This window comes from Pseudomonas sp. S3_G06 (assembly GCF_054667565.1).
The window spans coordinates 2,793,087-2,815,830 of record NZ_CP162738.1 but is presented as its reverse complement, the minus strand read 5'-3'; the positions used below and the strand labels follow the sequence as shown (position 1 = coordinate 2,815,830).

Below are 22,744 nucleotides of genomic sequence, written 5' to 3'. Positions count from 1 at the left end.
GTGTGGGGATTCTGCCATCTATCGGCGTTGTTGCGGGTTTCAGCGTCGTGTTGCAGATAAATGCTTGTGCCTTGTCTTGACCGCAGCCAGGCGCAGAAGCTCAACGCAATCGTGCCAAGCGCAACCTTTCGTCGCTGATCCAGACCTGATGTCGCACGCTCATCAACCTCTTTGAACTCTCGCGCAAGCTGCTCCGTCATCTTCTATGTGGGGGCTCTTGGCAATGTTGCCGTGTAGCTCCGTTTTTCCGTTTTCAAGTCAGAACGCGAGGGGCCACATGAATACTCAAGACAGCAGGGCAGGCTTTGAATCAGGTGATCCGAACAGCAAGCCTGGACAGGGTTTTGAACATTTGAAAGACGACGTCAACGAAGCAATTGGCGGCGCGCGGCAACAGGCCGACGCGCAATTCGGACAGTACCGGGACACCGCGGCCGAACAGATAGAAGCACTGGCCCAAGGCGCAAAGAGCTTCGTCTCGGAGTTGCAGGACAAGGACACGCTGGGCATGTCCGACTACCTGACGGACATGGCGGATTCCATGACCGGGCTGGCGGGCAACCTGCGCGGCAAGAGTGCCGAGCAGTTGCTGCACGATGCGGCGGATCTGGCGCGCAGCAATCCGGGGCTATTCATCGCCGGCAGCATCGCCATCGGTTTCGGCCTGTCGCGGTTTCTCAAAGCCGGCACGGCCGCAGCAGCGACGGTCAGCGCCGAGCACGATCCGGCGGCGGGCACGACATCGACGCCACCGCCAGCCGATTACGGTGCGCAGCGACCCTATGAATCGTCAGTACCGTCATCGGCCCACGCCAATCCGGGACTGGCCACCGGCATCACCCCGACCTCGCCCAGTGACAGCGATCACCCCGCTGATTTTGCCGCGGCTTCCGTACCGCACGCACCCGACGCCAAAGGAGAACTGTGATGAACAGAGATGAATCTGATCTGAGCGGGGCAAGGCCCCTCGGCCAAACGGATGACGCTTCGGTGGTCGGTCTGTTGCGACAACTGTCCCGAGAGGTGCCAGCGTTGTTCACCAAGGAACTGGCATTGGCCAAAGCCGAACTGCAGAACAGCCTCAGCACGCTGAAGGCTGGCATCGGCGCGGTTGCCGGTGGTGCGATCGTGTTTCTCGCCGGCTTCATCATTCTGCTGATGTCAGCGGTGTACGGCCTGAGCATGTTCATGGCGCCATGGCTGGCCGCGCTGATCGTCGGCGTGGTGGTGATGATCATCGGCTTCGCCATGCTGCAATCCGGGAAGAAACAATTCGAGCCATCTCACTTCAAACCTGATCGCACTCTCGACGCCTTGAACAAGGATCAGGAAGCGCTGCGGAGGAAAGTCTCATGAAAAGCGAACTGGATATCGAAGCGGAAAAAAGCCCGGAGCAGATCGAGCGCGAAATCGATGCACAACGCGCGAGCATCGGCAACATCGTCGATCAACTCGAGAGCAAATTCACCCCCGGACAGATGATCGATCAGGCCTGGGGAATGATGCAGAGCAACGGCTCGACGTTCTTCACCAACCTCGGCACCAGCGTGCGCAACAACCCGGTGCCGGCGGTGCTGACTTCGGTGGGGCTGCTCTGGCTGATGATGAGCCAGAATCGCCCGCCAGTGCCGCAACCGACCTATCGCAGCGGGCCGGATCAGGACAAGGCCGGCGAGTGGGCCGACGGTTTGGCCGACGGCATCGACAGCGCCCGCGCGCATTTGCACTCGACTACAGACTCGCTGAAGGGCGGCTATGAGGCGCTGAAAGGCAAGGCCAGCCACCTCGGGGAAAACGTCGGTGCGGCGAAGGAAAATCTGACCCATGCGATGCATGACGCCAGTGATCGACTGTCGCGTAATTCGCAAGTGCTTGGCCAGCAGTTCAGTCACATGCTCAAGGAGCAACCGCTGATGGTCGCTGCCGCTGGGGTTGCGCTCGGTGCATTGCTCGGCGCGGCGTTGCCGACTACTTCCACTGAACAGCGCTACATGGGCCGTACCAGCGCGGGCATGGTCGACAAGGCCAAGCAGAAAGCTCAGGAAGGGTATGAAGCAGTGCGTGACACGGTGACTCGGACCACTGAACAGACCGAGGTTGAAACCAAGCCGGATCCGGCGCGGCCGTCGTCTTCGGATTTGTCACAGGGGTTGGGAACTTCTTGAGGGTGAAAAACGAGGGAGGCCTGTAATGGGCCTCCCTTTTTATTGGACTGCGGGTCAGGTCGATACCTCATTCTGCAGGCCTTTCAAATATTCGACCAACGTCTGCGCGCACGCTTCAATCGCGCCATCCACGACCAGTTCGAACCCGTGGGTATTCTCGGTCGGGATTGCGATGCATCCGGCCTGGGCGCTGATGCCTGAGCTCATCACCGCGCTGGCGTCGGAGGCGAAATCCACCAGCAGGGCGAACTGTGGATCGAAGCCGCAACGCTTGGCTGCGTCGGCCAAGGCCATGACCACGCCGCGCGAGTAATAGCCTTTCTGGTCGCCGGTATCGATGATCGGGTCGACGCTCAATCGCGTTGCGTACTCGCTGATCACCGGGCCGACTTCCACCGCGATTGTGGTGTCGCCGGGCAGGTGCGCAGCGGCGTACATTGCGCCGGCGTTGCTTTCTTCCTCGAGGGTGGTGAAGACAAAGTAGGTGTCGTGCGCCAATTCGGTCGGGCTGCGCTTGAGTTGCTCGGCGGCCTGGAGCATGGCGACGACAGGCGCGCGGTCATCGAGAAAGTGCGCAGCGGTGGCATCGCCCACTCTGAACGGCGTACGCCAGTGCTGGCTGAGCACGACACGGGTGCCGGGGCGCACGCCCATGTCTTGCAAGGTTTGCGGGTCGTGGCGGGTGATGATGTGCACGTCTTTCCACTCCACCGCGCCGCTCATCACATCCTGGCCCTGCGGCGAGCCTGTGGTGGCGTGCATCGAGCCGAATGAGAGCACGCCGGGCAGGGTTTGCGCATCGCCGAGAATATCCACCGGACACACACCGAAATTCACCGGATTCGCACCGCCGAGGGCAACCACCCGCAACGTACCGTCCGGCTCGACGCGTTTGACCAGCATGGCGATCTCGTCCATGTGGCCCATGATGCGCACAGCGTGCTCGCCGTCCGGATCGGGTTCGCGGCCCTTGAGCAGGCCGATGACATTGCCGGCCCGATCGGTCCAGACCTCGTCGCAATGGCGCCGCAGTTCTTCCAGGCAGATTGCCCGGACCTCGTCTTCCTGCCCGCCGGGGCCGCGCGCCATGAGCAAGCGGCTCAATAGCGCCTGGGTAGATTCCTCTGAGTTGCGCGGCGAAGGCGCCTGATTATCCGACATGCGTATTTACCCTCCTTGCATCGGCGGACGTATATCGACCGCTCAGGATTTAGGGGGCAGGTTGGCGGGAAAATTCAGATGGGTTGAAGCCTTCTGTTCACCTGCATTCCCTGTGGGAGCGAGCCTGCTCGCGATATCGGTGTGTCATTCAACGTGGATGTATCTGATCTGGCGCCTTCGCGGGCAAGCCCGCTCCCACAGGGATTTGGGTTGCGCTGAAGATTGTGGCCTTGCCCCGGACCATTGTGGGAGCGAGCCTGCTCGCGAAAGCGGTGTGTCATTCAACGTGGATGTATCTGATCTGGCGCCTTCGCGGGCAAGCCCGCTCCCACAGGGATTTGGGTTGCGCTGAAGATTGTGGCCTTGCCCCGGACCATTGTGGGAGCGAGCCTGCTCGCGAAAGCGGTGGGTCAGGCGATGATGAGGTTGAACGTGCCGACACCTTCGCGAGCAGGCTCGCTCCCACAGGGATTTGGGTTGCGCTGAAGATTGTGGCCTTGCCCCGGACCATTGTGGGAGCGAGCCTGCTCGCGAAAGCGGTGGGTCAGGCGATGATGAGGTTGAACGTGCCGACGCCTTCGCGAGCAGGCTCGCTCCCACAGGGATTTGAGTTGGATTGAAGAGTTGCGTTTGTCAGCGGTTGTATTTCAGCGCTTCGACAAACGCTGCAAACGCTGCCGAGCTCTGGCGTCTGTTCGGGTAATACAGGTGATAGCCCTGAAACGTCGGGCACCATTCTTCCAGCACTTCCACCAGTCGCCCGTCGGCCAGATACGGCGCGACCAATTGTTCGGGCACGTACGCCACGCCGATGCCATCCACGGCGGCGTTGAGCACATGCATGATGCTGTTGAACACCAGTTGCCCGTCGACCTTCACGCTGAAGTCCTGACCCTTGTGCGCAAACTCCCAGGCGTAAATGGCGCCGGCCGGTTGATGGCGGATGTTGATGCAAGTGTGCTCCGTCAACTGATGCGGCGTGGCGGGTGCCGGGTGACGAGCGAAGTACTCGGGCGAGGCCACCACGGCCAGGCGCCAGTCCGGGCCTATGCGCACGGCGATCATGTCTTTGCTGATCGATTCACCGAGACGGATGCCTGCATCGAAGCGTTCCTTGACCACATTGGTAAATCCGTAATCGACGTAAAATTCCAGGGTGATGTCCGGGTAGTCCTGCAAAAACTGCGCAAGCATCGGCCGGATGCACAATTCAATCTGATCGTCCGTGCAGGAAATGCGGATCGTGCCGCTGGGCTTGTCGCGCAATTCGCCGAGGGCTTCGAGCTCGGCGCTGATCTGCTCGAACAGCGGCGCAATCGAATGCATCAAGCGTTCGCCAGCCTCGGTCGGCGAGACATTGCGCGTCGTACGAGCGAGCAAGCGGATACCCAGACGCTGCTCCAGCGCGCGGACCGTATGACTCAGCGCAGACGGCGTGACGCCGAGGCGGGCGGCAGCCTTGGTGAAGCTTTGCTCCTGGGCCACCGCCAGAAAGGCCTGCAGGTCGTTGACTTTGGCATTGCTCATTGCTGAATTTCTCTCAAAAGCACATGAAGATTACCGCTACTAATCAAGTTAAGCCCGATCCGTCAAGCTTTGCAGCCTGAGTAACGGGGCAGAAGTGCCTCGATGATTTCTTCTTCAAGACAGGTTTTCGCATGACGGCTCAAGTAATCGATACCCCGACAGCCCAGCCCATGGAAGCGTCCACTGACGGCGAACAACGGGCGTACTGGAGCGGCGTATTCGCGATGACCTTGTGTGTCTTCGCCCTGATCGCTTCCGAGTTCATGCCGGTCAGTCTGCTCACGCCAATGGCTACGGACTTGCACATCAGTGAAGGCCTGGCCGGCTATGGCATTGCCATCTCCGGCGCGTTCGCGGTGCTGACCAGCCTGACGATCACCAGGCTCGCCGGCTCGATGGATCGCAAACGCCTGTTGCTGCTGTTGACCGCGCTGATGTGTGCGTCCGGGCTGGTGGTCGGCCTAGCGCCCAATTACACGGTGTACATGATTGGCCGCGCATTGATCGGTGTGGTGATTGGCGGCTTCTGGTCGATGTCAGCGGCGTTGGCCATGCGTCTGGTACCCTCCGCCAGCGTGCCCAAGGCACTGGCCATTTTTAACGGTGGCAATGCCCTGGCGACCGTCGTGGCGGCGCCGTTGGGCAGTTATCTGGGCAGCGTGATTGGCTGGCGCGGGGCGTTTTTCTGCCTGATGCCCGTGGCGCTGATTGCGCTGCTCTGGCAATGGATCAGCTTGCCCGCGCTCCCGGCCGCGCCGCGCAAGTCCAGCGCAGCCAATGTTTTTGCGTTGTTCAAAAGCCGCCGGGTGGCGTTGGGCATGCTCGGCGCCGGCCTGTTCTTCATGGGCCAGTTTGTGCTGTTCACTTATCTGCGACCGTTTCTGGAAACCGTGACCCGGGTCGATGTTTCGATGCTGTCCATTATCCTGCTGGTCATTGGTGTAGCCGGGTTCATCGGCACCGTGGTCATCGGCTCGGTGCTGAAGTCAGGACTGTACAGGGTGGTTATCACGATACCGCTATTGATGGCGATGATCGCAGTGGCGCTCATTGGGTTGGGCAGTTCAGTGGTGGCGGCGTTCGTGTTGCTGGGCTTGTGGGGATTGATCGCCACGGCGGCGCCGGTAGGCTGGTGGTCTTGGCTGGCGCGCACGCTGCCTGACGATGCCGAAGCGGGCGGCGGGCTGATGGTGGCGGTGGTGCAGTTGTCGATTGCCTCGGGTTCCACCATCGGTGGTCTGCTGTTCGACGGCAGTGGCTATCGGCTGACCTTCTTCGCCAGCGCGGCATTGCTGGTGCTGGCGGCGCTGATGACCTGGCTGACGTCGCGGCAGACAGCCTGAATCAGCTCTCGGTGTTTTCGGCCGAGGCCTGCGCCGCTTCGGCTTCCAGCTTCAGGCGGTCGGCCTTGCAGATGTATTTGGGCTTTTTCGGCGCCAGTTTGGCATTGGCCTTTTTGGCCTTTTCCTTGAACAACTGCTGCAGCTTCTTTTGGCGATTCATGATTTTTCGATCGGGGTGGAGAGGGTGGGAATCCTGACGCAAGGCCGAGTGGTCAGCAAGAAGAAATCCACTAAGCTGAGCACATTCGCCCATACTCAAGAGCATCCCCCAACTGAAGGAATCGCACATGAGAAAAGCTCGCAGATTGATTACCGCGTTGTCTTGCCTCGCGCTGGTAATCGGCAGCACGACGGCACTGGCTGACCCCGGCAATGGCAAGGGGCAGGGTGGTCAGGGCGGCCAGGGCAACGGCAAGGGCAAACCGCAGAATATGCAGGATCACGGTAATCAGGGTGGTGGCGGTCAGGGCAATGGCAAGAAAGGCCAGCAATCCTCTGGCAATCGCGGCGGGCCGAGCTTTGATCGCGGCGATATTCTCGGCATTATCGATGGTTATCGCGGCACATACTGGAATCCGGGACCGCCGCTGCCGCCCGGCATTCAAAAGAATCTGGCGCGGGGCAAGCCATTGCCCCCGGGGATCGCCAAGAAGCTGGACGGGCGCATGCTTGGCCATTTGCCTCACTATGACGGCTACGAATGGCAACAAGTGGGCACCGACCTGATCCTTGTTGCGCTGGCCACCGGGCTGATCTACGAGGTGCTCAACGGCGCGTTCGATTGATTGTTGAAAGAGGAGCGGCAGCATGTGCCGCTCCTTTTTTATGTGTGTATTGCTGCAGCCTTTGCAGTAATGAACTGCATTCAGGCTGGGTTGTTCGTTGAGTGCTGAGCTTTCAGACTGAGCTCAACGCTTAGCAAATGAATGGAGATGATCATGGCCAACGCAATCCGCTTCACCGAAACGGGCGCACCGGACGTCCTGCAATTGCACGCTGTCAGCGAACAGGCCCCCGGGTCCGGCGAGGTCTGGCTGGAGCAAGCGGCGGTGGGCGTCAATTACCTGGATGTCAGCCAGCGCAAAGGTGCGGTGCCGGTGGCGTTGCCCTCGGGGCTGGGGCTGGAAGGCGCGGGTCGGGTGGCGGCGGTCGGTGCCGGTGTGAGCAATGTGCGCGTCGGTGATCGGGTCGCTTACGCCACTGGCCCCTTGGGCGGTTACGCCTCGGCGCGACTGTTTCCGGCAGAGCGTCTGGTGAAGATTCCCGAAGAGTTATCGTTCGAAGATGCGGCGGCGGTGCTGTTCAAAGGCATCACCGCGCAGTATCTGCTGAAGACGACTTATCCGGTCGGGCCGGGCACGACAATGCTGGTTTACGGCGTCGCGGGAGGTCTGGGGGAAATCATGGTGCCGTGGGCCAAACACCTTGGCGCAACGGTGATCGGTGTGGTGTCGAAGCAGGCCAGTGTCGACAAGGCTCGCGCGTCCGGTTGTGACGAAGTGCTGGTGTTTGATGCCGAGACTCTCGCCGCCGACGTGTTGCGTATCACCGAGGGGCGCAAGGTCGATGTGGTGTATGACCCGATTGGTCGGGTGTCTTTTCAGGCCTCGCTGGACAGCTTGCGCCCACGCGGATTGATGGTCTCGTTCGGCGCGCAGACCGGCGCGCCGGCGGCGGTGGAAATGGCCACGCTGAACGCCAAGGGCTCGCTGTTCCTGACCCGTTCGTCGCTGGCCGCGCACACCACCACGACAGCCGAATATCAGGAGCGCGCGCAAGATGTGCTGGCCGCTGTTGCCGCCGGTATCATCACGCCGCAAATCCGCGCGCGTTATTCATTGGCTGACGCGGCACAAGCGCACGCCGATCTTGAATCGGGCCGATCATCAGGGGCGATCATTTTAAAACCATGAATCTGGATGTTCTGAGCAACCCGCACAGCGATGAGATCGCTGCTTTCCTCGCCGTCGCCGCGCAAGGCTCGTTTGTCGCGGCGGGGCGTTTGTTGCAGCGTCATCCGACCATCGTTTCCAAGCGCCTCGCGGCGATGGAGAGGCGACTCGGCGTGCGGCTGGTGGAGCGCTCGACACGACATGTGCGCATCACCGAGGCCGGCCTGCAACTCGAACAGCGCCTGCGCGCAGCCGTCGAGTTGATGAACGAAGCGCAGCAGCAAGCGGTTCAGGGCGCCAGCGAAGTGCGCGGCACCTTGCGCCTGGCGTTGCCGGCGGCGATGGGGCGGTTATGGCTGGGGCCGCTGCTGCCGGAATTTCTCAAGGCCCATCCGCAGGTTTCGCTGGTGGCCGATTACAGCGAAGGCCTGGTCGACATCATCGAGCAGGGCTTCGACGCGGCCATTCGCATCGGCGAGCTTGATGACAATCGCCTGATTGCAAAAAAGCTCAGTGACCATCGACGGATTCTCTGCGCATCGCCGGCCTACATCGAGGCCCACGGCATGCCGCAAACCCCGCAGGATCTGCTGCAACACAATTGCCTGCGCTTCAGCGGGCTGGCGTCGTTCCCGCTGTGGCGTCTGCATCGCGGCAACGAAGTGCAGACCATTACGCCACACGGCAACCTGACCGCCAGCGACAGTGAATCCCTGCTCGCCGCCGCCCGCGCCGATGCCGGCATACTCGGTGCCGGCGACTGGCTGATGAGCCGCGATCTGACGGCAGGGCAGCTGATTCACGTGCTGCCCGACTGGCATCTGGATTCGGCGGGCGGCGTCTATCTGGTCAGGCCGTCATCGCGGTTTCCAGCGGCGGCGGTGGTGGCGTTCAAGCAGTGGATCGAAGCGAAATTCGAGACCGGGCCACCTTGGGCTGTCTGAGCAAAGTCTGCATCAAGACCAACACTGACCCCGTGGGAGCGAGCCTGCTCGCGTAAGCGGAGTGTCAGTCATGGATGATCTGGCTGACCTGACGCCTTCGTGAGCAAGCTCACTCCCACAGGTTTCGTGGTTTGCTCAGAAACTCCCGAACGCCCAAATATCCAATGTGAGAGCGAGGCCCAGTTTGGGCGCACAAAAAAGCCCGGCATTGCTGCCGGGCTTTGGTGTCTTCAACGCTTTACGCGGCGATCTTGTTGGCCGCCATTTCCTTTTTGTGACTGGCTTTCATGGCTTCCATCTGTGCGCCCAATTCCTCGAGCTTGGCCTTGCCCAGAAGCTTCTGCGCTTTCGGGAACATTTCCTGTTCTTCCTCTTCGATGTGATGCTCCAGCAGTTCCTTGACCACTTTGACCCGACCGGCAAATTCCGGGGTGCCTGGATCGGTTTCTTTCAGATCAGGCAGTACCAGTGAGTCCACGGTGCGGTGCTCTTCCTTGGCTTCGTAATACATGATGTCTTCTTCCTTGCTGCCGGCTTCCTTGAACGCAGGGTAGAGAATCTCTTCTTCGAGGCGGGTGTGGATGGTGATTTCCATTTCCAGTTTGCCCAGCAACTCGACGCGTTTTTTCAGCGCGCGGTCGGTGGACTCACTCAGTTGGCTGAGGATGGCTTTGACTTTTTCATGGTCGGCTTTGAGAAGGTCGATGGCATTCATTTTTTGAGGCCTCTGCTTTTCACGGATTGAACACAGCGTTCTTTTTCGCGCTGCTGTGTATTCAGGAAGAGGCTATCGCAGGACTCATGCCAACTCCCCGATCAAGCGCAACCCTTCTAAATCAAGGGCTGGCATCGAAGCAGGCACAATGCTTTCGTGCAGCCTGCAAGATATCCGCGCAGCAGACATTGCATATAACAAGCCCGGCAAAAGCCGGGCTGTGAGTGATGCTTGAGACGGGGCCGCGTCCTTGCTTAGCGGCTGGCCTGGGAAGGCGAGCCGCGACCGATATGCTTGGGCCCCGCCAACGCCCAGGCGATCAGGCCGAACAGCGGCACGAACACGATCAGCACGATCCACACGCCTTTATTGCTCGATTTCCCCTCGCTTTTACGCACCCGGTTGATGGCCCAAAGCTCGATCAGCACGAGAATGACCGCCAATACGATCCACACGGTTTCGATTTGCATAGGCTTAACTCCTGATGGTCTGTGCGTTAGGCGACGAGAGGGGCGTTGGGTTCATTCTTTTTGCCCGGCTGCGCTTACCTGAAAATACCGACTAGAGTTGATAGCGCAGACAACGCAAACCACTGTGGGAGTGAGCCTGCTCGGTCCCACAGTTGGGGAGGTTTCAATGGACGGTATACAGGGACATGGCGCCCCGCACTTCATGCGCAGCGCCTTACTCATCGCCATCGCCATCGCCATCGCCAATGCCTTGATCTTGAATGACGCACAAGCTGCATGCGGTCCTTTGGCAGCGGGGGCCTACAGCGTTTCGCAAACCTGTTTGCCCGCTGCCGGCGTGGATGCGTCCATCACCACCCAGCCCGGCACGACCATCACCACCACCGCCGGCTCTTCACTGTTGAGCAGAGGCAATAACGCCAACTCGACGCTGAGCCTCAGCGGTACCACGATCAACAGCACACCGCCGACAGCGGCTAATGCCGTGTTCGCCAACGTGATCGGCGGCAGCGGCAACGCCGGCCTGACGCTCGATGGCGGCAGCAACACGGTCAGTGTCGCTGGCAGCGGGCTGGACGCTCTGGCAATCACCAACGCCGGTACAGGTTCGTCGACATTCTCGGTTACCTCCGGCACCACGCTGAATATCCTCAACACCGTGGTCGGCAACGAGCACGACGGCATCGATATCAATGGCAGCGGTGGCGGGGCGATTAACCTGAGCCATCAGGGCAGCGGCCAGATTACCGTGTCTGGTGGCAACGGCATCTGGACCAAGGCCACCGGCACTGGCGAGACCAACGTCAATGTCGGCGCCGGGGTGAACATCCTGGTCAACAACGATGACGCACTGTCCGCCGGCCCACCGATCGGCGATGAAACCTTGCCGACCGCTGGCATCGGCAACCACGCCGGCGTGCACACCCGCGCGATCAATGGCGACACCACCGTGGTCAACGCTGCCAGCCTGCAGAGCGTCGGCATGAACGCTTTCGGGATCTTTACCGAGGGCGGCAGCGGCAACACCAGCCTGACCAACAGCGGGACGATCAGCACCAACGGCTTGAACGGTTTCGGCATCCGCTCGTTCTCCACGGTCGGCAACATCGCCATCGTCAATAACGGCGCGATCACCACCACCGGTGGCGCCGCTCATGGCATCTACGCCAATGACAACGTTGGCGCAACCGGTTCGATCAGCATCGAAAACAACGCCGAACTCAACGTTGGCAGCACCGCCAATACTGCCGGTTCGCGGGCGATCTACGTCATCAAGCGGGGGACTGGCGACGTCAGCGTATCCGGCAGCGGCAACATCAATGTATTTGGCAGCCCAAACACTACCCGTGCCTACGCAATCATCGTCAGTGCCGAGAACAACAATGCCCTGATCGATTATTCCGGCGATCTGTTCGCCAGCGGCTTCGGTGCCGGCGGCATCCGTGTTGATTCGACCGGCGGTAACGTTCAGGTCAACTATCGCGGCGATCGCATCGAAACCCTGCACAGCAATGCCAACGGCATCTACGCCTCGACGCAGTCGCCGACCGGCACAGTGAACGTCGACGCTGGCGGCACGATCATCACCCATTCGGATGCCGGAACGGGCGATGGCAGCGGCATCGGCGCCTTCGGGATCCAGGCGCTGACCCTCGGCGGCGACGTCGGCATCCGCTTCACCGGCCCGCTGATCGACGTCAACGGCGCGGGCGCAGCGCTGTTGGCCGGTAACGCCTTCAATGGCGGCAGCGGCCTCGGCACGATCAGCATCAGCAACAGCGGTGAGCTGGTTGCGCGTGGCGATCAGCAGCGCGGCATCCGTACGCTGTCGGTCACTGGTGCGCAGAACATCGTCAACACCGGGGCGATCCAGACGCTCGGGGCCAGCAACAGTCAGGGCATCGTCGCCCAGGCCAGCGGCGCGGCGGACGTGACGGTGAACAACAGCGGTGCGATCAGCGCACGCGGCGCTGGCTCCTCGGCCATCGATGCGTTGACCGAAGGCGGCAACGCCAGCGTCAGCAACAGTGCCACCCTGCAAGGTGGCTGGGCCGACAGCAGTGGGGTTGCCCTCGGCGGCGCCACGCAAACCCTGACCAACGCCGGCGCCATTGGTGCGCTCAGCGATTCGGCGGTGCGCGCCGATGCGACCACGCCGGGCAGCACCTTCGCGCTCAATAACACCGGGCTGATCACCGGTTCGGTAAGCGCGATCAGCGCCAGCAGCACCATCACCAACAGCGGCACGTGGATTCTGCGAGATTTCTTCGACAGCAGCGGCAGCGGCACTCGCGACAGCTGGAACGTCGCGGTGAGCAACCTCGGCACGGCGGGCTCCAGCAGCATCGACAACAGCGGCCTGATTCAACTGGCGGCGCAACCGGCCAGCGGCATCGTCAACTTCAGCAGCAGCGGCGCTTATCTGCCATTGGGACAAACCGCCAACGCGCCGATACCGGGGGGCGCCGTGCAGGGGCAGATACTCGGCGTCAGCCGTTTCAGCAACAGCGGCACGCTGGATCTGGCGGCGGGCAGCAACACGGTCGGCAACGTCTTGCTGATCAGCGGCGCCAATAGCGCTGGCACCGATGGCGGCGGGGTGTTTGTGTCGAACGGCGGGAGGGTGCTGCTCAACACCACGCTCAACAGCGGCGGGCCCAATAGCCTGTCCGACATGCTGGTGGTCGACTCGACGGCAACCGCCAGCGGCGGCGCCACCGGTGTCGTCGTGCGCAATGTCGGCGGGCAGGGCGACCTGACTCAGGGCAACGGCATTGCCGTGGTCGAGTTGCTGAACAAGACCGAAGCCGCGAGTGACGCCAATGCCTTTCGCCTCGCTCGACGCGTGGTCGCCGGGCCATATGAATATCGCCTGCAACAAGGCGCCGAGGATGGCAGCGCTCGCGATACCTGGTTCTTGCGTTCGGATGCGCTGACACCGCCGAGCCCGCCGGTTCCGCCCGGTCCTGGTCCCGATCCAGACCCGGATCCGGGACCCGCACCTGCGCCGGTGCCCAATTACCGCCCGGAGGTGTCGCTCTACGGCGCCGTGCCCGCGCTGGCGCTGGTTTACGGCCGGACCATGGTCGATACGCTTCATGAACGGGTCGGCGAAGAACGCCTGAATCGTGGCGAGCCATTGCCCAAGGAAGACGAATCGACACTGGCGCCCTCGATGGGCTGGGGCCGGGTGATCTATCGCAGCGGCAAACAGGACGGCGATCGCAAGAATGCCTTGGGCAATACCCCGGAATACAACTACGACCTGACCGCATTTCAGGTCGGCGCCGACCTGTATCGCAAGGTCCGCCCCGATGGCAGTCACGAACAGGCAGGCCTGTCGTTGTCGGCGGGCACCATCAATGCCGGCGTCAGCCATTACACTCGCCGCGCTGCCGGCGAAGACACCCTGCGCGCCTACGGTGTCGGCGCCTACTGGACCCATTTCGGTCCGTCCGGCTGGTATCTGGACGGGGTCGTGCAGGTCAACCGCTTCGACATCGAAGCCAAACCCAGCGACCTGGCGAAACTGAAAACCCGTGGCTGGGGCTACACCGCTTCGCTGGAAAACGGCTATCCCTACGAGTTTGACAAAGACTGGTACATCGAGCCGCAGTTGCAGGCGATCTACAGCTACGTCGATCTGGACAGCAGCGATGACGCTGGCGCCAATGTGCGTTTCAAGGACGTCGATTCGCTGGTCGGCCGCGCCGGTGTGCGCATTGCCAAAGACTGGGAAACCGAGGGCGTCGACAAGACTGCCCGGCGCACCAACGCGTGGATCCGCCCCAGCGTCTGGCATGAATTCAAGGGCCAGCCGAAGACCGAGTTTTCCTCAGAGTCGGGTTACATCCCGTTCGAGTCAGACATTCAGGGCACGTGGGGCGAGGTCAATGTCGGCGTCGATTATCAGGCCAACCAACGCACCACGTTCACCGCTTCGGCCGGTTATCGACAAGGCTTTGATGGCGACAGCCACGGCTATGACGCAATGCTGGGTTTCAAAATAAATTTCTGAGTGCCGCTGCGCCCTATATCCTCTGCGCCACACGTTTGGGCTGGAACAGGGACAGGGCAATGGCATTCAGGGTGATGGTCGTCGGTGGTTACGGCAATTTCGGCAGTATCGTTTGTCGGCATCTGGCGCAGATGCCAGAGATTGAACTGCTGCTGTCGGGCCGCGATGCGCACAAGTTGCAGCGCAAGGTTGACGAGCTGCAAACGCAGTCGGGCCGAGCTTGCGAAGGGTGGTGCGGTGATGCGACAGGCGCGGATTTTCAAGCGGCGCTGCGCGAGCTGAATATCCAGTTAGTGGTGCACACTGGCGGGCCGTTTCAGGGGCAATCCTACGCAGTTGCTGAAAGCTGCATCAGCGCCGGGGTCAATTACTGCGATCTGGCTGACTGCCGCACCTTCGTCAACGGCATTGATGTACTCGACGCCCGAGCCAGGGAGGCTGGTGTGGCCGTGCTCAGCGGTTGCAGTTCGGTGCCGACCTTGTCTTCGGCAATCATTGACCAGCAGCGCTCGCGTTTTGCGCGAATCGACTCGATCGAGCATGGCATTTCTTCCTCGGCAAAAATGCCGGGGCTGTCCACGGTCGAAGGCGTGCTCGCCTACGCAGGCAAACCGATCAAACAGTTGAAGAACGGCCAGGCTCACGAAGTACTGGGCTGGCTCGACCTGACCCTGCGCAGCATGCCGCAACTGGGCACGCGAGTGCTGGCCAATGTCGATGTGCCGGACATGGATATTTTCGCGCGTCGCTATGGCGCACAGACGCTGCGCTTCAAGGCTGGCGCTGGCCTGAAACTCGGCGGCGTCGCCAATGCCTTGCTGGCGCAAGCCTTGCGCTTCGGTCTGGTGCGCGATCATGTGCGCTGGGCGGCGCGTCTGCATCGCTTGGGCACGTGGTTCGAACGTTTCGGTGATGGCAAAAGCGCGATGTACATCGATGTTCAAGGCATCGGAGTTGACGACCAGCCGCTGAGCATGACCGCGCAACTCACCGCGCTGAATGACAAAGGCCCGGAAATCCCCAGCTGCGCCGCCGTCGCTCTCGCAACCAAAATGGCTCGGGGTTATGTGCCGCAGGCCGGCGCGCGGCCGTGTGTTGGCGAAATCAGCGTCGATGAATATCTGGCGGCGATCAACGATCCGGCCAATCTGAGCCTTTCGGTTCAATTCTCCGAGGGGCAGCGTTGAGATGCTCTATCTCTGCCTGAAGTACCTGCACGTCATTGCGGCGATTTTCCTCTTTGGTTTCGGCATGGGCTCCTACCTCTACCTGATCGCCGCCAGCCGCAGCGGCAACCCGCAAGTGATCGCCCATGTCGCACGAATGGTGGTGCGCTTTGATACGTGGATCACCACGCCGGCCGGGTTTGTGCAGGTTGTTACCGGCTATCTGCTGATGCGGCTCTCGGGGCTTTCGATGAGCACCGAATGGCTGCTGACTTCGCTGATCATTTTCTTCTGTATTGGCGCGTTGTGGCTGCCGGTGCTGGTATTGCAGAAGCGTTTGCAGAGCATGGCGCTGAGTGCGGGCGAAGGTAGCCTGCCTCTGGATGATCGCTACGCGAGCACGTACCGCTGGTGGTTCTGGATGGGCGTCGCCGGGTTCGCAGGAATGTTTGTCATCGTGCTGATGATGGTGACGAAGATGACGCCGCTGCAACTGATCGGGTCAGCCGTGGGCCTTTAGAAAACGGCTTTCGTGATCCGCAGTCGGCAGCAGACAAGTGTCGTACTTGCCGAACAGGCGATAGCGATTCAGCGCGATGCGATCGTAAGCCCAGTCGCGCAGAGAACGGGGGAAGATGCGCAGCAGTTTCAACGGCTGCCAGCGCATTGGCAGTTGCCCGACCACTTCCAGGAATGCATCCGAGCGTTCCCAATAATTGCGGTCGCGGATCACCGCCATGGTGTCGAACTCGTCCAGCGGCAAACCGGCCCACGCCAGCAAGGCCTGGCCCTCGGGCGACTGCACGGCCGCCAGGCGCACATGGCGGTGACGGTCATGGCGAATCAGAAAACGCGCCCAGCCGTTGCACAGTTTGCACACGCCGTCGAACAGCACCACGGTTTCGCCGGGCTTGAGCAATGGCGCGGGGGTGGGGCGGGTTTTCATGGCAGGCATCGGCGGATGTCCTTGATGGCGGTTGTCGCGATCATAACCTTGATCACCGGACTAAAAGAGTGGATCGCGCCGGTATTGCCCCGGCGATATTCCGTGCACGCGGCGGAATGCAGCGCCAAACGCCGCGTCGGACAGATAGCCCAGTGACGCGGCGACAGTGGCGACATTGTCCCGACCATTGCGCAAGCGGAACGCGGCCACGCGCATCCGCCAGCGCGTGGCGTACTCGACCGGCGCTACACCCATGCAAGTTTTGAACAGCGCGGCGAAACCCGATCGCGACATGCAGGCCATCTCGGCCATTTGCTTCAGTCGCCAGGCCTTTTCCGGAGCAGCGTGAATGGCGCGCAACACGCCGGCAATCGCCGGTTCCCGCAGTCCGCCCAGCCAGGCCAGTTGTTCGGCATCCGCGCTGTTGATGTGATGGCGCAGCGCATGGATGAAGATCAGCCGCAGCAGGTCGTTGCACATCGCCTGCGAGCCGGCCTGATGTGACGGCCACTCGCGGCCCAGTTCATCAAGCAGCCAACCGAACGACGAGGCGCCTGCGGTTTCGGCACGAATGATAAGCGAGGTCGGCAGCACGTCGAGCAGTTCAGTTGCGCCGGGTCCCGACAGCGACACGCTGCCGCCCAGCAACTCGACTTCCTCGCCGACACCGAACGTTGCCGAGGCGCCGTCATGGGCGAAAACATCCGCTGCGTTAATCGCTTCGACATCGGCGCCGCTGGCCAGAATAAACGGCGTGCGTGACACCACAAAACAGTCGCCGGCCTGCAACAGGCGCGCCGGCACGCCTTGCATGCGCAGCCAGCATTCGCCTCGTCGCACCACGTTGAATTTCAGTTCGATGGGTTGGAAACGCAGCGCCCAGACACCGCCCGCTTGCAAGCGAACCGAGCAGGCTGCGCGCAGTTCCGAGAGTGCCAATACGGCAGAGAGTGGGTCGCCAGCAGGATTTTGGATGATCACGACAGAAACCTGGATTTATCAGACTGGTTCGTCCCGAGAGCTTAGCCAAGAATGAAGGCCTTCGATAGCTCACTCAGGATTAAGGCTCATGGCTACGTTCCAACAACCTGTGCAATCATCGTTCAACGCCGCCAGCACAGCGGCTGAAGTCATGGCCGGCATCGATCTGCGCGGGCAGCTCGCTGTGGTCACCGGCGGCTATTCCGGCCTCGGTCTGCTGACGGTAAAAAGCCTCGCGGCGGCAGGGGCGCAAATTATCGTGCCGGCCAGAGATACCGCGCGAGCTGAGGCTGCATTGGCTGGAGTGGACGGTGTCCGCGTGATGCCCATGGACCTCATGCAGGCCGAGTCGGTGGCGGCGTTCAGCCACAGCGTGGTCAGCGCGGGTCAGCCAGTGTCATTGCTGATCAACTGCGCCGGAATCATGGCCGCGCCGTTGCTGCGCGATGCCGATGGCCATGAAAGCCAGTTCGCGACCAACCATCTCGGTCATTACCGCCTGACCTGCGGCCTCTGGCCGGCGCTGGTCAAGGCTCGTCGGGCCCGGGTGCTGTCGGTGTCATCGCGCGGGCATCAGATTGCCGGGGTGGACTTTGCCGACATCGATTTCCTGCAACGGCCGTATGACAAATGGGTCGCCTATGGCCAGTCGAAAACGGCCAATGCCTTGTTTGCCATCGCACTCGATCAGCGTGGGCGTAGCCAAGGTGTTCGCGCATTTTCATTGCATCCGGGGCAGATTCTGACGGATCTGGCACGGCACCTCAGCACAGCGGAACTTGCCGCATTCGATGCGCTGGATGAGCAGGGCCGGCCACGGCTCGATGCGCAGAATGGGCTGAAAACGCTGGAGCAGGGCGCGGCGACGGGGTTGTGGTGCGCGACCAGTGCATTGCTTGCGGATTTGGGCGGCGTGTATTGCGAAGACTGCAATGTTGCGCCGGTCAATGAACCGGAAGCAGGCCGCAAGGGTGTTGCGAAATGGGCGGCGGATGCTGAGCTGGCTGAGCGACTTTGGGCGGTTTCGGAGCTATGGACGGGGCTGACGGTCGCATAAATCGAGTCAAAGGCCAAAAGCCCCTCACCCTAACCCTCTCCCGGAGGGGAGAGGGGACTGACCGAGGTGTTTAGTGGAAATTCGCCGACCTGAAATACCGGGGCGAACTCAGTTCTTGAACAGCTCCCAAAGCGGCTCCCTCTCCCTCGGGAGAGGGCTGGGAGGGGCTGCTCGATAGAGTTACTCCCCCAGCTTCGCCCAGAATTCCTCGGCCGACGGACTGATCGGTGCCGTCGGGCGAGTCAGGTGTATTTCCAGCGGAATATCCCAACTTTCATCCAGTGCCCTGACTAGACGCCCGTCAGCCATTTCCTGTTCGGTCAGGCTTTTCGGCAGCCAGGCCACGCCTTTGCTTTCCAGCGCCATCGACATCAGCACTGCGGCCAAGTGGCTGCTGAACAGCGGTTTCAGGTGCAGATAATCAGCCTTGCCATGCAACCTGTGGGCGACGATTCGGCCCAGGCCGGATTCGTGGGTGTAGGCCAGATAAGGCAGGGTTTCAGGCGACGTGCCGAACTGGGCTGAAGCGCTCGCCAGCGGCACAAGTACGTCCTCGCCGACCTTCTTGCCAATGAACTGATCAGGCGCCAGTAATGGCGGAACGTCGGGGTGGCGATGGCATAGCAGGAACTGCACCTGGCCATGAATCAGCATCTGTTCGCACACGGCCATGCTGTCGGAATGCAGGCGAACCGCATCGATCGGCGCGCCACTTTCGGCGCTGCGCAACCAGCGTGGGAAGAAGGTGAATGACAGTGAGTGAGTGGCAGCAAACTGCAAGGTTTTCGCCGCCATGCCAGCCACTTCCTGGGCCTCGGAACGCATGCGGTAAAGGCGTCTGGCCGCTTCCTGAGCGCTGGGCAAAATCTGCCTGCCGGCCTCGGTCAGCGTCGCGCCCTGCGGAGTGCGCACGAACAATTCCACGCCCATCCAGTTCTCCAGTGAACGCACTCGGCGACTGAACGCCGGCTGCGTCACATGGCGCGCTTCGGCGGCCCGGACAAAGCTGCCGTACTCGGCCAGTGCTGAAAAATCCTCAAGCCAAACCAGTTCCAAGGGCAATGCCTTCTGTGCATAGGGCGCGGCATTAATAGCATTGGGCGGGTGTCGTCGCAAAGCATAACGTTGGGTCACCACAACAAGAGGAACCCGTCATGCGTATCGTCGATATCCGTGAAAAAACCGTCTCCATTGCTTCCCCGATCGCCAATGCCTATATCGATTTTTCGAAGATGACCTGCTCGGTCGTTGCGGTCATTACCGACGTGATTCGCGACGGCAAACCGGTCATCGGTTACGGCTTCAACTCCAACGGTCGCTACGGCCAGGGCGCGTTGATGCGCGATCGCTTTCTGGCGCGGATCACCGAGGCCGACCCGGAAACCCTGATCGATCACGAGAACAATAACCTCGATCCGTTCGCCATCTGGAAAACCCTGATGACCAACGAAAAACCGGGCGGGCATGGCGAGCGTTCAGTAGCGGTCGGCACCATCGATATGGCGGTGTGGGATGCGGTGGCGAAGATCGAAGGCAAGCCGCTGTATCGCCTGCTTGCCGATCGTTATCGCAACGGCGTCGCCGATGACAAAGTCTGGGTTTACGCGGCGGGCGGTTATTACTACCCGGGCAAGGACCAGAGCAAACTCAAGGCCGAAATGCAGAGCTACCTGGATCGTGGCTACGACGTAGTCAAGATGAAGATTGGCGCGGTGCCGCTGGACGAAGATATCCGCCGCATCGAAGCGGTGCTCGAAGTGGTGGGCGACGGCCAGCGCCTGGCGGTCGACGCCAACGGCCGCTTCGATCTGCAGACCGGTATTGCCTACGCCGAAGCGATCAAAAAGTACAACCTGTTCTGGTACGAAGAAGTCGGCGACCCGCTGGATTATGCGCTCCAGGCTGAGCTGGCCAATCACTACGAACTGCCGATGGCCACCGGCGAAAACCTCTTCTCTCACCAGGACGCCCGCAACCTGTTGCGCCACGGCGGCATGCGCCCGGACCGCGACTACCTGCAATTCGACTGCGCGTTGTCCTACGGGCTCGTTGAGTACATGCGCACCCTGAAAGTGATGGAAGAGCTGGGTTGGTCTTCGCGCCGCGTGGTGCCACATGGCGGTCACCAGATGTCGCTGAACATCGCCGCCGGTCTGCACCTGGGCGGCAACGAATCGTACCCGGACGTGTTCCAGCCATTCGGCGGGTTTGCCGATGGTATCCGCGTGGAAAACGGCTACGTCGGACTGCCGGATATCCCGGGCGTCGGCTTCGAAGCCAAATCTGCGCTGTATGCCGTCATGCGCGAACTGGGCGAGGGCTGATTCGGTTTCATCTGCGGCCTCGATTTCCGAGGCCGCATTTTCAGGCGTCATCCTCGACGCCAAAGCCACATGCCCACCACAACAATAAAATGAGGTGCTTCCGTGGAAACTTCAAAATCACGCTGGTACAGCCAGCTCTATGTGCAAGTGCTGATCGGCATCGTCATCGGCGCTGCCATCGGTTACTTCGTGCCCGACATCGGCGCCAAGCTGCAGCCGTTTGCCGACGGTTTCATCAAGCTGATCAAGATGCTTCTGGCGCCGATCATTTTCGGCACGGTGGTGGTCGGTATCGCCAAGATGGGCAGCATCAAGGAGGTCGGACGGATCGGTGTGAAAGCGCTGATCTACTTCGAGATTCTTTCCACCATCGCACTGGTGGTCGGCCTGATCGTAGTCAACGTGGTCAAGCCCGGCGCCGGCATGAACATCAACGCCGGCACCCTCGATGGCAGCGCTGTCAACAAATACAGCCAGGCGGCGAGCGAGCAGGGCGGCCTCGTCGAATTCTTCCTCAATATCATTCCGCACACCTTCCTCGGCGCCTTCTCCAATGGCGTCATGCTGCAAGTGATTCTGTTGTCGGTGCTGATGGGCGTCGCCTTGGTGCAAATGGGCGAAACCAGCAAACCGCTGATCAACACCATCGATCTGTTCCTGCAAGGCCTGTTCAAAATCGTCGCGATGGTCATGCGCCTGGCGCCGTTGGGCGCGGGGGCTGGCATGGCATTCACTATCGGTAAATACGGCATCGGCACGCTGCTGTCGCTGGGGCAGTTGCTGGTCGCGCTGTACATCACCACGCTGATCTTCATCGTCGTGGTACTGGGCGCGGTGGCGCGATGGTCGGGCATGCCGCTGATGCAGTTTCTGCGTTATTTCAAGGATGAAATCCTGATCACCCTGGGCACCTGTTCGACCGAAGCGGTGCTGCCGCGAATGATGGTCAAACTGGAAAAGCTCGGCTGCAAGAAATCCGTCGTCGGCATGGTCCTGCCGACGGGCTACACCTTCAACGCGGACGGCACCTGCATTTACCTGACCATGGCGGCGATCTTCATCGCCCAGGCGACCAACACGCCGCTGACGTTCATGGATCAGATGATCCTGCTCGGCGTGTTCCTGCTGACCTCCAAGGGCTCGGCCGGTGTGGCGGGAGCAGGGTTCGTGACCCTGGCGGCCACGCTCACCACCATTCACTCGATACCTCTGGTGGGCCTGGTGTTGCTGTTGGGCATCGACCGCTTCCTCAACGAGGCGCGAGCGGTGACCAACCTGATTGGCAACGGCATCGGCACCATTGCCATTGCCAAGTGGGACAACTCCTTCGATGTCGAAGCGTGCGAGCGGGAAATCGCCGCCATGAAACACGCCAAGGCTGCACGCAACGCGCTGCTGGCGCACAAGTAAACCAAGCGTGGCGATTAGCACCTCTGTTGGCGATCCGGATCGCTGACAGAGGTGCTGATCGACACCGCACGGGCTGCCTGGGTTGACACTCCTTTCGTACTCATGAAACATATAGTGCACTATACAATAGCGAACTATGAAATGAGCTCGAACCGAAATCACGTGGGAACGCAGCTGTCATTTGCACTCTACGCCGCTGCCAACCGTGTCGTGCGTTTGCACAAGCCGTATCTGGAACCACTGGGCTTAACCTTTCCGCAGTATCTGGTGATCCTGCAGCTTCTGGATGGCGCGCCATTGTCTGTGGGCGAACTCGGCACTTACTTGGCCATGGACGCGGGAACCATCACGCCGCTACTCAAACGTCTGGAAGGCGCCGGATTGGTCACGCGCAAGCGCGATCCGGCAGACGAGCGCCGCGTGCTGATCGACCTGACGCCCGAAAGCCGGGCCATGGAAGACGACATCAGAGCCATCACCGGCAAGATCAAGACGGCCTGCCAGCTTGATGAGCAGGGGATTGAGGCGCTTCGTCTGACGCTGGATGCGCTTGCCCATCCGGCGGCTGACTGAGCCCACCAGTCCAAAAGCGCGCTCAACCGGGCGATAACACACGTAACAGAGA

General features: G+C 61.1%; 22 protein-coding genes. 14 read left to right on the top strand and 8 right to left on the bottom strand.

The window, feature by feature from the left end:
- Window positions 1-277 precede the first annotated feature (277 nt).
- The 3 genes from AB4N47_RS12550 to AB4N47_RS12540 are packed head-to-tail and all read left to right on the top strand — an operon-like array spanning window position 278 to window position 2,165.
- On the top strand, window positions 278-928 hold the full coding sequence (locus AB4N47_RS12550) for a hypothetical protein (RefSeq protein ID WP_125915985.1): 651 nt from the start codon (window positions 278-280) through the stop codon (window positions 926-928).
- Complete coding sequence (locus tag AB4N47_RS12545) at window positions 928-1,356, top strand: phage holin family protein (RefSeq protein WP_024012566.1); 429 nt, start codon at window positions 928-930, stop codon at window positions 1,354-1,356. The genes AB4N47_RS12550 and AB4N47_RS12545 overlap by 1 nt, the downstream gene beginning before the upstream one ends.
- A complete protein-coding gene (locus AB4N47_RS12540; protein WP_341637800.1) occupies window positions 1,353-2,165 on the top strand; it encodes a DUF3618 domain-containing protein in 813 nt (270 codons plus the stop codon). The genes AB4N47_RS12545 and AB4N47_RS12540 overlap by 4 nt, the downstream gene beginning before the upstream one ends.
- A gap of 54 nt (window positions 2,166-2,219) precedes the next feature.
- Here AB4N47_RS12540 and AB4N47_RS12535 read toward each other — a convergent pair whose 3' ends face one another.
- Window positions 2,220-3,326, bottom strand: coding sequence for a M28 family peptidase (locus tag AB4N47_RS12535; protein ID WP_341637799.1), 1,107 nt, complete (start codon window positions 3,324-3,326; stop codon window positions 2,220-2,222).
- A 633-nt stretch (window positions 3,327-3,959) separates the two neighbouring features.
- A complete protein-coding gene (locus AB4N47_RS12530) occupies window positions 3,960-4,853 on the bottom strand; it encodes a LysR family transcriptional regulator (protein WP_130930056.1) in 894 nt (297 codons plus the stop codon).
- Between the two features lie 131 nt (window positions 4,854-4,984).
- Here AB4N47_RS12530 and AB4N47_RS12525 point away from each other — a divergent pair, with 131 nt between their 5' ends.
- The gene (locus tag AB4N47_RS12525; protein WP_445941199.1) at window positions 4,985-6,196 is read left to right on the top strand and encodes an MFS transporter; all 1,212 of its coding nucleotides are present in this window, start codon (window positions 4,985-4,987) and stop codon (window positions 6,194-6,196) included.
- A gap of 1 nt (window position 6,197) precedes the next feature.
- Here AB4N47_RS12525 and AB4N47_RS12520 read toward each other — a convergent pair whose 3' ends face one another.
- Window positions 6,198-6,356 (bottom strand): DUF2986 domain-containing protein, encoded by a 159-nt coding sequence (locus tag AB4N47_RS12520; protein WP_080769419.1) that lies wholly within the window; start codon window positions 6,354-6,356, stop codon window positions 6,198-6,200.
- A 127-nt stretch (window positions 6,357-6,483) separates the two neighbouring features.
- Between AB4N47_RS12520 and AB4N47_RS12515 the strand changes: the two genes are divergently transcribed.
- The 3 genes from AB4N47_RS12515 to AB4N47_RS12505 all read left to right on the top strand — a co-directional run bounded on the left by AB4N47_RS12515 (window position 6,484) and on the right by AB4N47_RS12505 (window position 9,032).
- Window positions 6,484-6,981 carry an anti-virulence regulator CigR family protein gene (locus tag AB4N47_RS12515; protein ID WP_341637798.1) on the top strand — a complete coding sequence of 166 codons (498 nt, stop codon included), beginning with the start codon at window positions 6,484-6,486 and terminating at the stop codon, window positions 6,979-6,981.
- 153 nt (window positions 6,982-7,134) lie between these two features.
- On the top strand, window positions 7,135-8,109 hold the full coding sequence (locus tag AB4N47_RS12510; RefSeq protein ID WP_341637797.1) for a quinone oxidoreductase family protein: 975 nt from the start codon (window positions 7,135-7,137) through the stop codon (window positions 8,107-8,109).
- Window positions 8,106-9,032 (top strand): LysR family transcriptional regulator, encoded by a 927-nt coding sequence (locus AB4N47_RS12505; protein ID WP_341637796.1) that lies wholly within the window; start codon window positions 8,106-8,108, stop codon window positions 9,030-9,032. The genes AB4N47_RS12510 and AB4N47_RS12505 overlap by 4 nt, the downstream gene beginning before the upstream one ends.
- Before the next feature lie 238 nt (window positions 9,033-9,270).
- Here AB4N47_RS12505 and AB4N47_RS12500 read toward each other — a convergent pair whose 3' ends face one another.
- Together AB4N47_RS12500 and AB4N47_RS12495 are read right to left on the bottom strand one after the other, a co-directional pair.
- Window positions 9,271-9,747 carry a hemerythrin domain-containing protein gene (locus AB4N47_RS12500; RefSeq protein WP_024012575.1) on the bottom strand — a complete coding sequence of 159 codons (477 nt, stop codon included), beginning with the start codon at window positions 9,745-9,747 and terminating at the stop codon, window positions 9,271-9,273.
- 254 nt (window positions 9,748-10,001) lie between these two features.
- A complete protein-coding gene (locus AB4N47_RS12495; RefSeq protein WP_016774306.1) occupies window positions 10,002-10,217 on the bottom strand; it encodes a PLD nuclease N-terminal domain-containing protein in 216 nt (71 codons plus the stop codon).
- Between the two features lie 166 nt (window positions 10,218-10,383).
- Between AB4N47_RS12495 and AB4N47_RS12490 the strand changes: the two genes are divergently transcribed.
- Genes AB4N47_RS12490 through AB4N47_RS12480 form a run of 3 tightly spaced genes read left to right on the top strand, consistent with a single transcriptional unit; the run spans window position 10,384 to window position 15,921 of the window.
- A complete protein-coding gene (locus AB4N47_RS12490; RefSeq protein ID WP_341637795.1) occupies window positions 10,384-14,235 on the top strand; it encodes an autotransporter outer membrane beta-barrel domain-containing protein in 3,852 nt (1,283 codons plus the stop codon).
- Between the two features lie 59 nt (window positions 14,236-14,294).
- Complete coding sequence (locus AB4N47_RS12485) at window positions 14,295-15,422, top strand: saccharopine dehydrogenase family protein (protein ID WP_341637794.1); 1,128 nt, start codon at window positions 14,295-14,297, stop codon at window positions 15,420-15,422.
- Window position 15,423: 1 nt separating this feature from the next.
- Window positions 15,424-15,921, top strand: a complete 498-nt coding sequence (locus tag AB4N47_RS12480) for a DUF2269 family protein (RefSeq protein WP_341637793.1) — start codon at window positions 15,424-15,426, stop codon at window positions 15,919-15,921.
- Here AB4N47_RS12480 and AB4N47_RS12475 read toward each other — a convergent pair.
- Together AB4N47_RS12475 and AB4N47_RS12470 are read right to left on the bottom strand one after the other, a co-directional pair.
- Entirely contained in the window at window positions 15,904-16,356 is a 453-nt protein-coding gene (locus AB4N47_RS12475; RefSeq protein WP_341637792.1) for a thiol-disulfide oxidoreductase DCC family protein, read from the bottom strand. The two genes, AB4N47_RS12480 and AB4N47_RS12475, sit on opposite strands and share 18 nt — an antisense overlap.
- Before the next feature lie 51 nt (window positions 16,357-16,407).
- Window positions 16,408-17,328 carry an AraC family transcriptional regulator gene (locus AB4N47_RS12470; protein ID WP_460154559.1) on the bottom strand — a complete coding sequence of 307 codons (921 nt, stop codon included), beginning with the start codon at window positions 17,326-17,328 and terminating at the stop codon, window positions 16,408-16,410.
- Between the two features lie 88 nt (window positions 17,329-17,416).
- On the opposite strand from AB4N47_RS12470, the gene AB4N47_RS12465 reads away from it, so the two are divergent.
- Window positions 17,417-18,385 carry an oxidoreductase gene (locus AB4N47_RS12465; RefSeq protein ID WP_341637790.1) on the top strand — a complete coding sequence of 323 codons (969 nt, stop codon included), beginning with the start codon at window positions 17,417-17,419 and terminating at the stop codon, window positions 18,383-18,385.
- 180 nt (window positions 18,386-18,565) lie between these two features.
- On the opposite strand, the gene AB4N47_RS12460 is transcribed toward AB4N47_RS12465, so the two are convergent.
- A complete protein-coding gene (locus AB4N47_RS12460) occupies window positions 18,566-19,441 on the bottom strand; it encodes a LysR family transcriptional regulator (protein ID WP_024012581.1) in 876 nt (291 codons plus the stop codon).
- Window positions 19,442-19,539: 98 nt separating this feature from the next.
- Here AB4N47_RS12460 and AB4N47_RS12455 point away from each other — a divergent pair, with 98 nt between their 5' ends.
- The 3 genes from AB4N47_RS12455 to AB4N47_RS12445 all read left to right on the top strand — a co-directional run bounded on the left by AB4N47_RS12455 (window position 19,540) and on the right by AB4N47_RS12445 (window position 22,692).
- Window positions 19,540-20,709: a mandelate racemase/muconate lactonizing enzyme family protein gene (locus tag AB4N47_RS12455; protein WP_024012582.1), complete on the top strand. Its 1,170-nt coding sequence runs from the start codon at window positions 19,540-19,542 to the stop codon at window positions 20,707-20,709.
- A 102-nt stretch (window positions 20,710-20,811) separates the two neighbouring features.
- On the top strand, window positions 20,812-22,119 hold the full coding sequence (dctA, locus tag AB4N47_RS12450; protein WP_341637788.1) for a C4-dicarboxylate transporter DctA: 1,308 nt from the start codon (window positions 20,812-20,814) through the stop codon (window positions 22,117-22,119).
- 141 nt (window positions 22,120-22,260) lie between these two features.
- Window positions 22,261-22,692, top strand: a complete 432-nt coding sequence (locus tag AB4N47_RS12445) for a MarR family winged helix-turn-helix transcriptional regulator (protein WP_016774314.1) — start codon at window positions 22,261-22,263, stop codon at window positions 22,690-22,692.
- Window positions 22,693-22,744 lie beyond the last annotated feature (52 nt).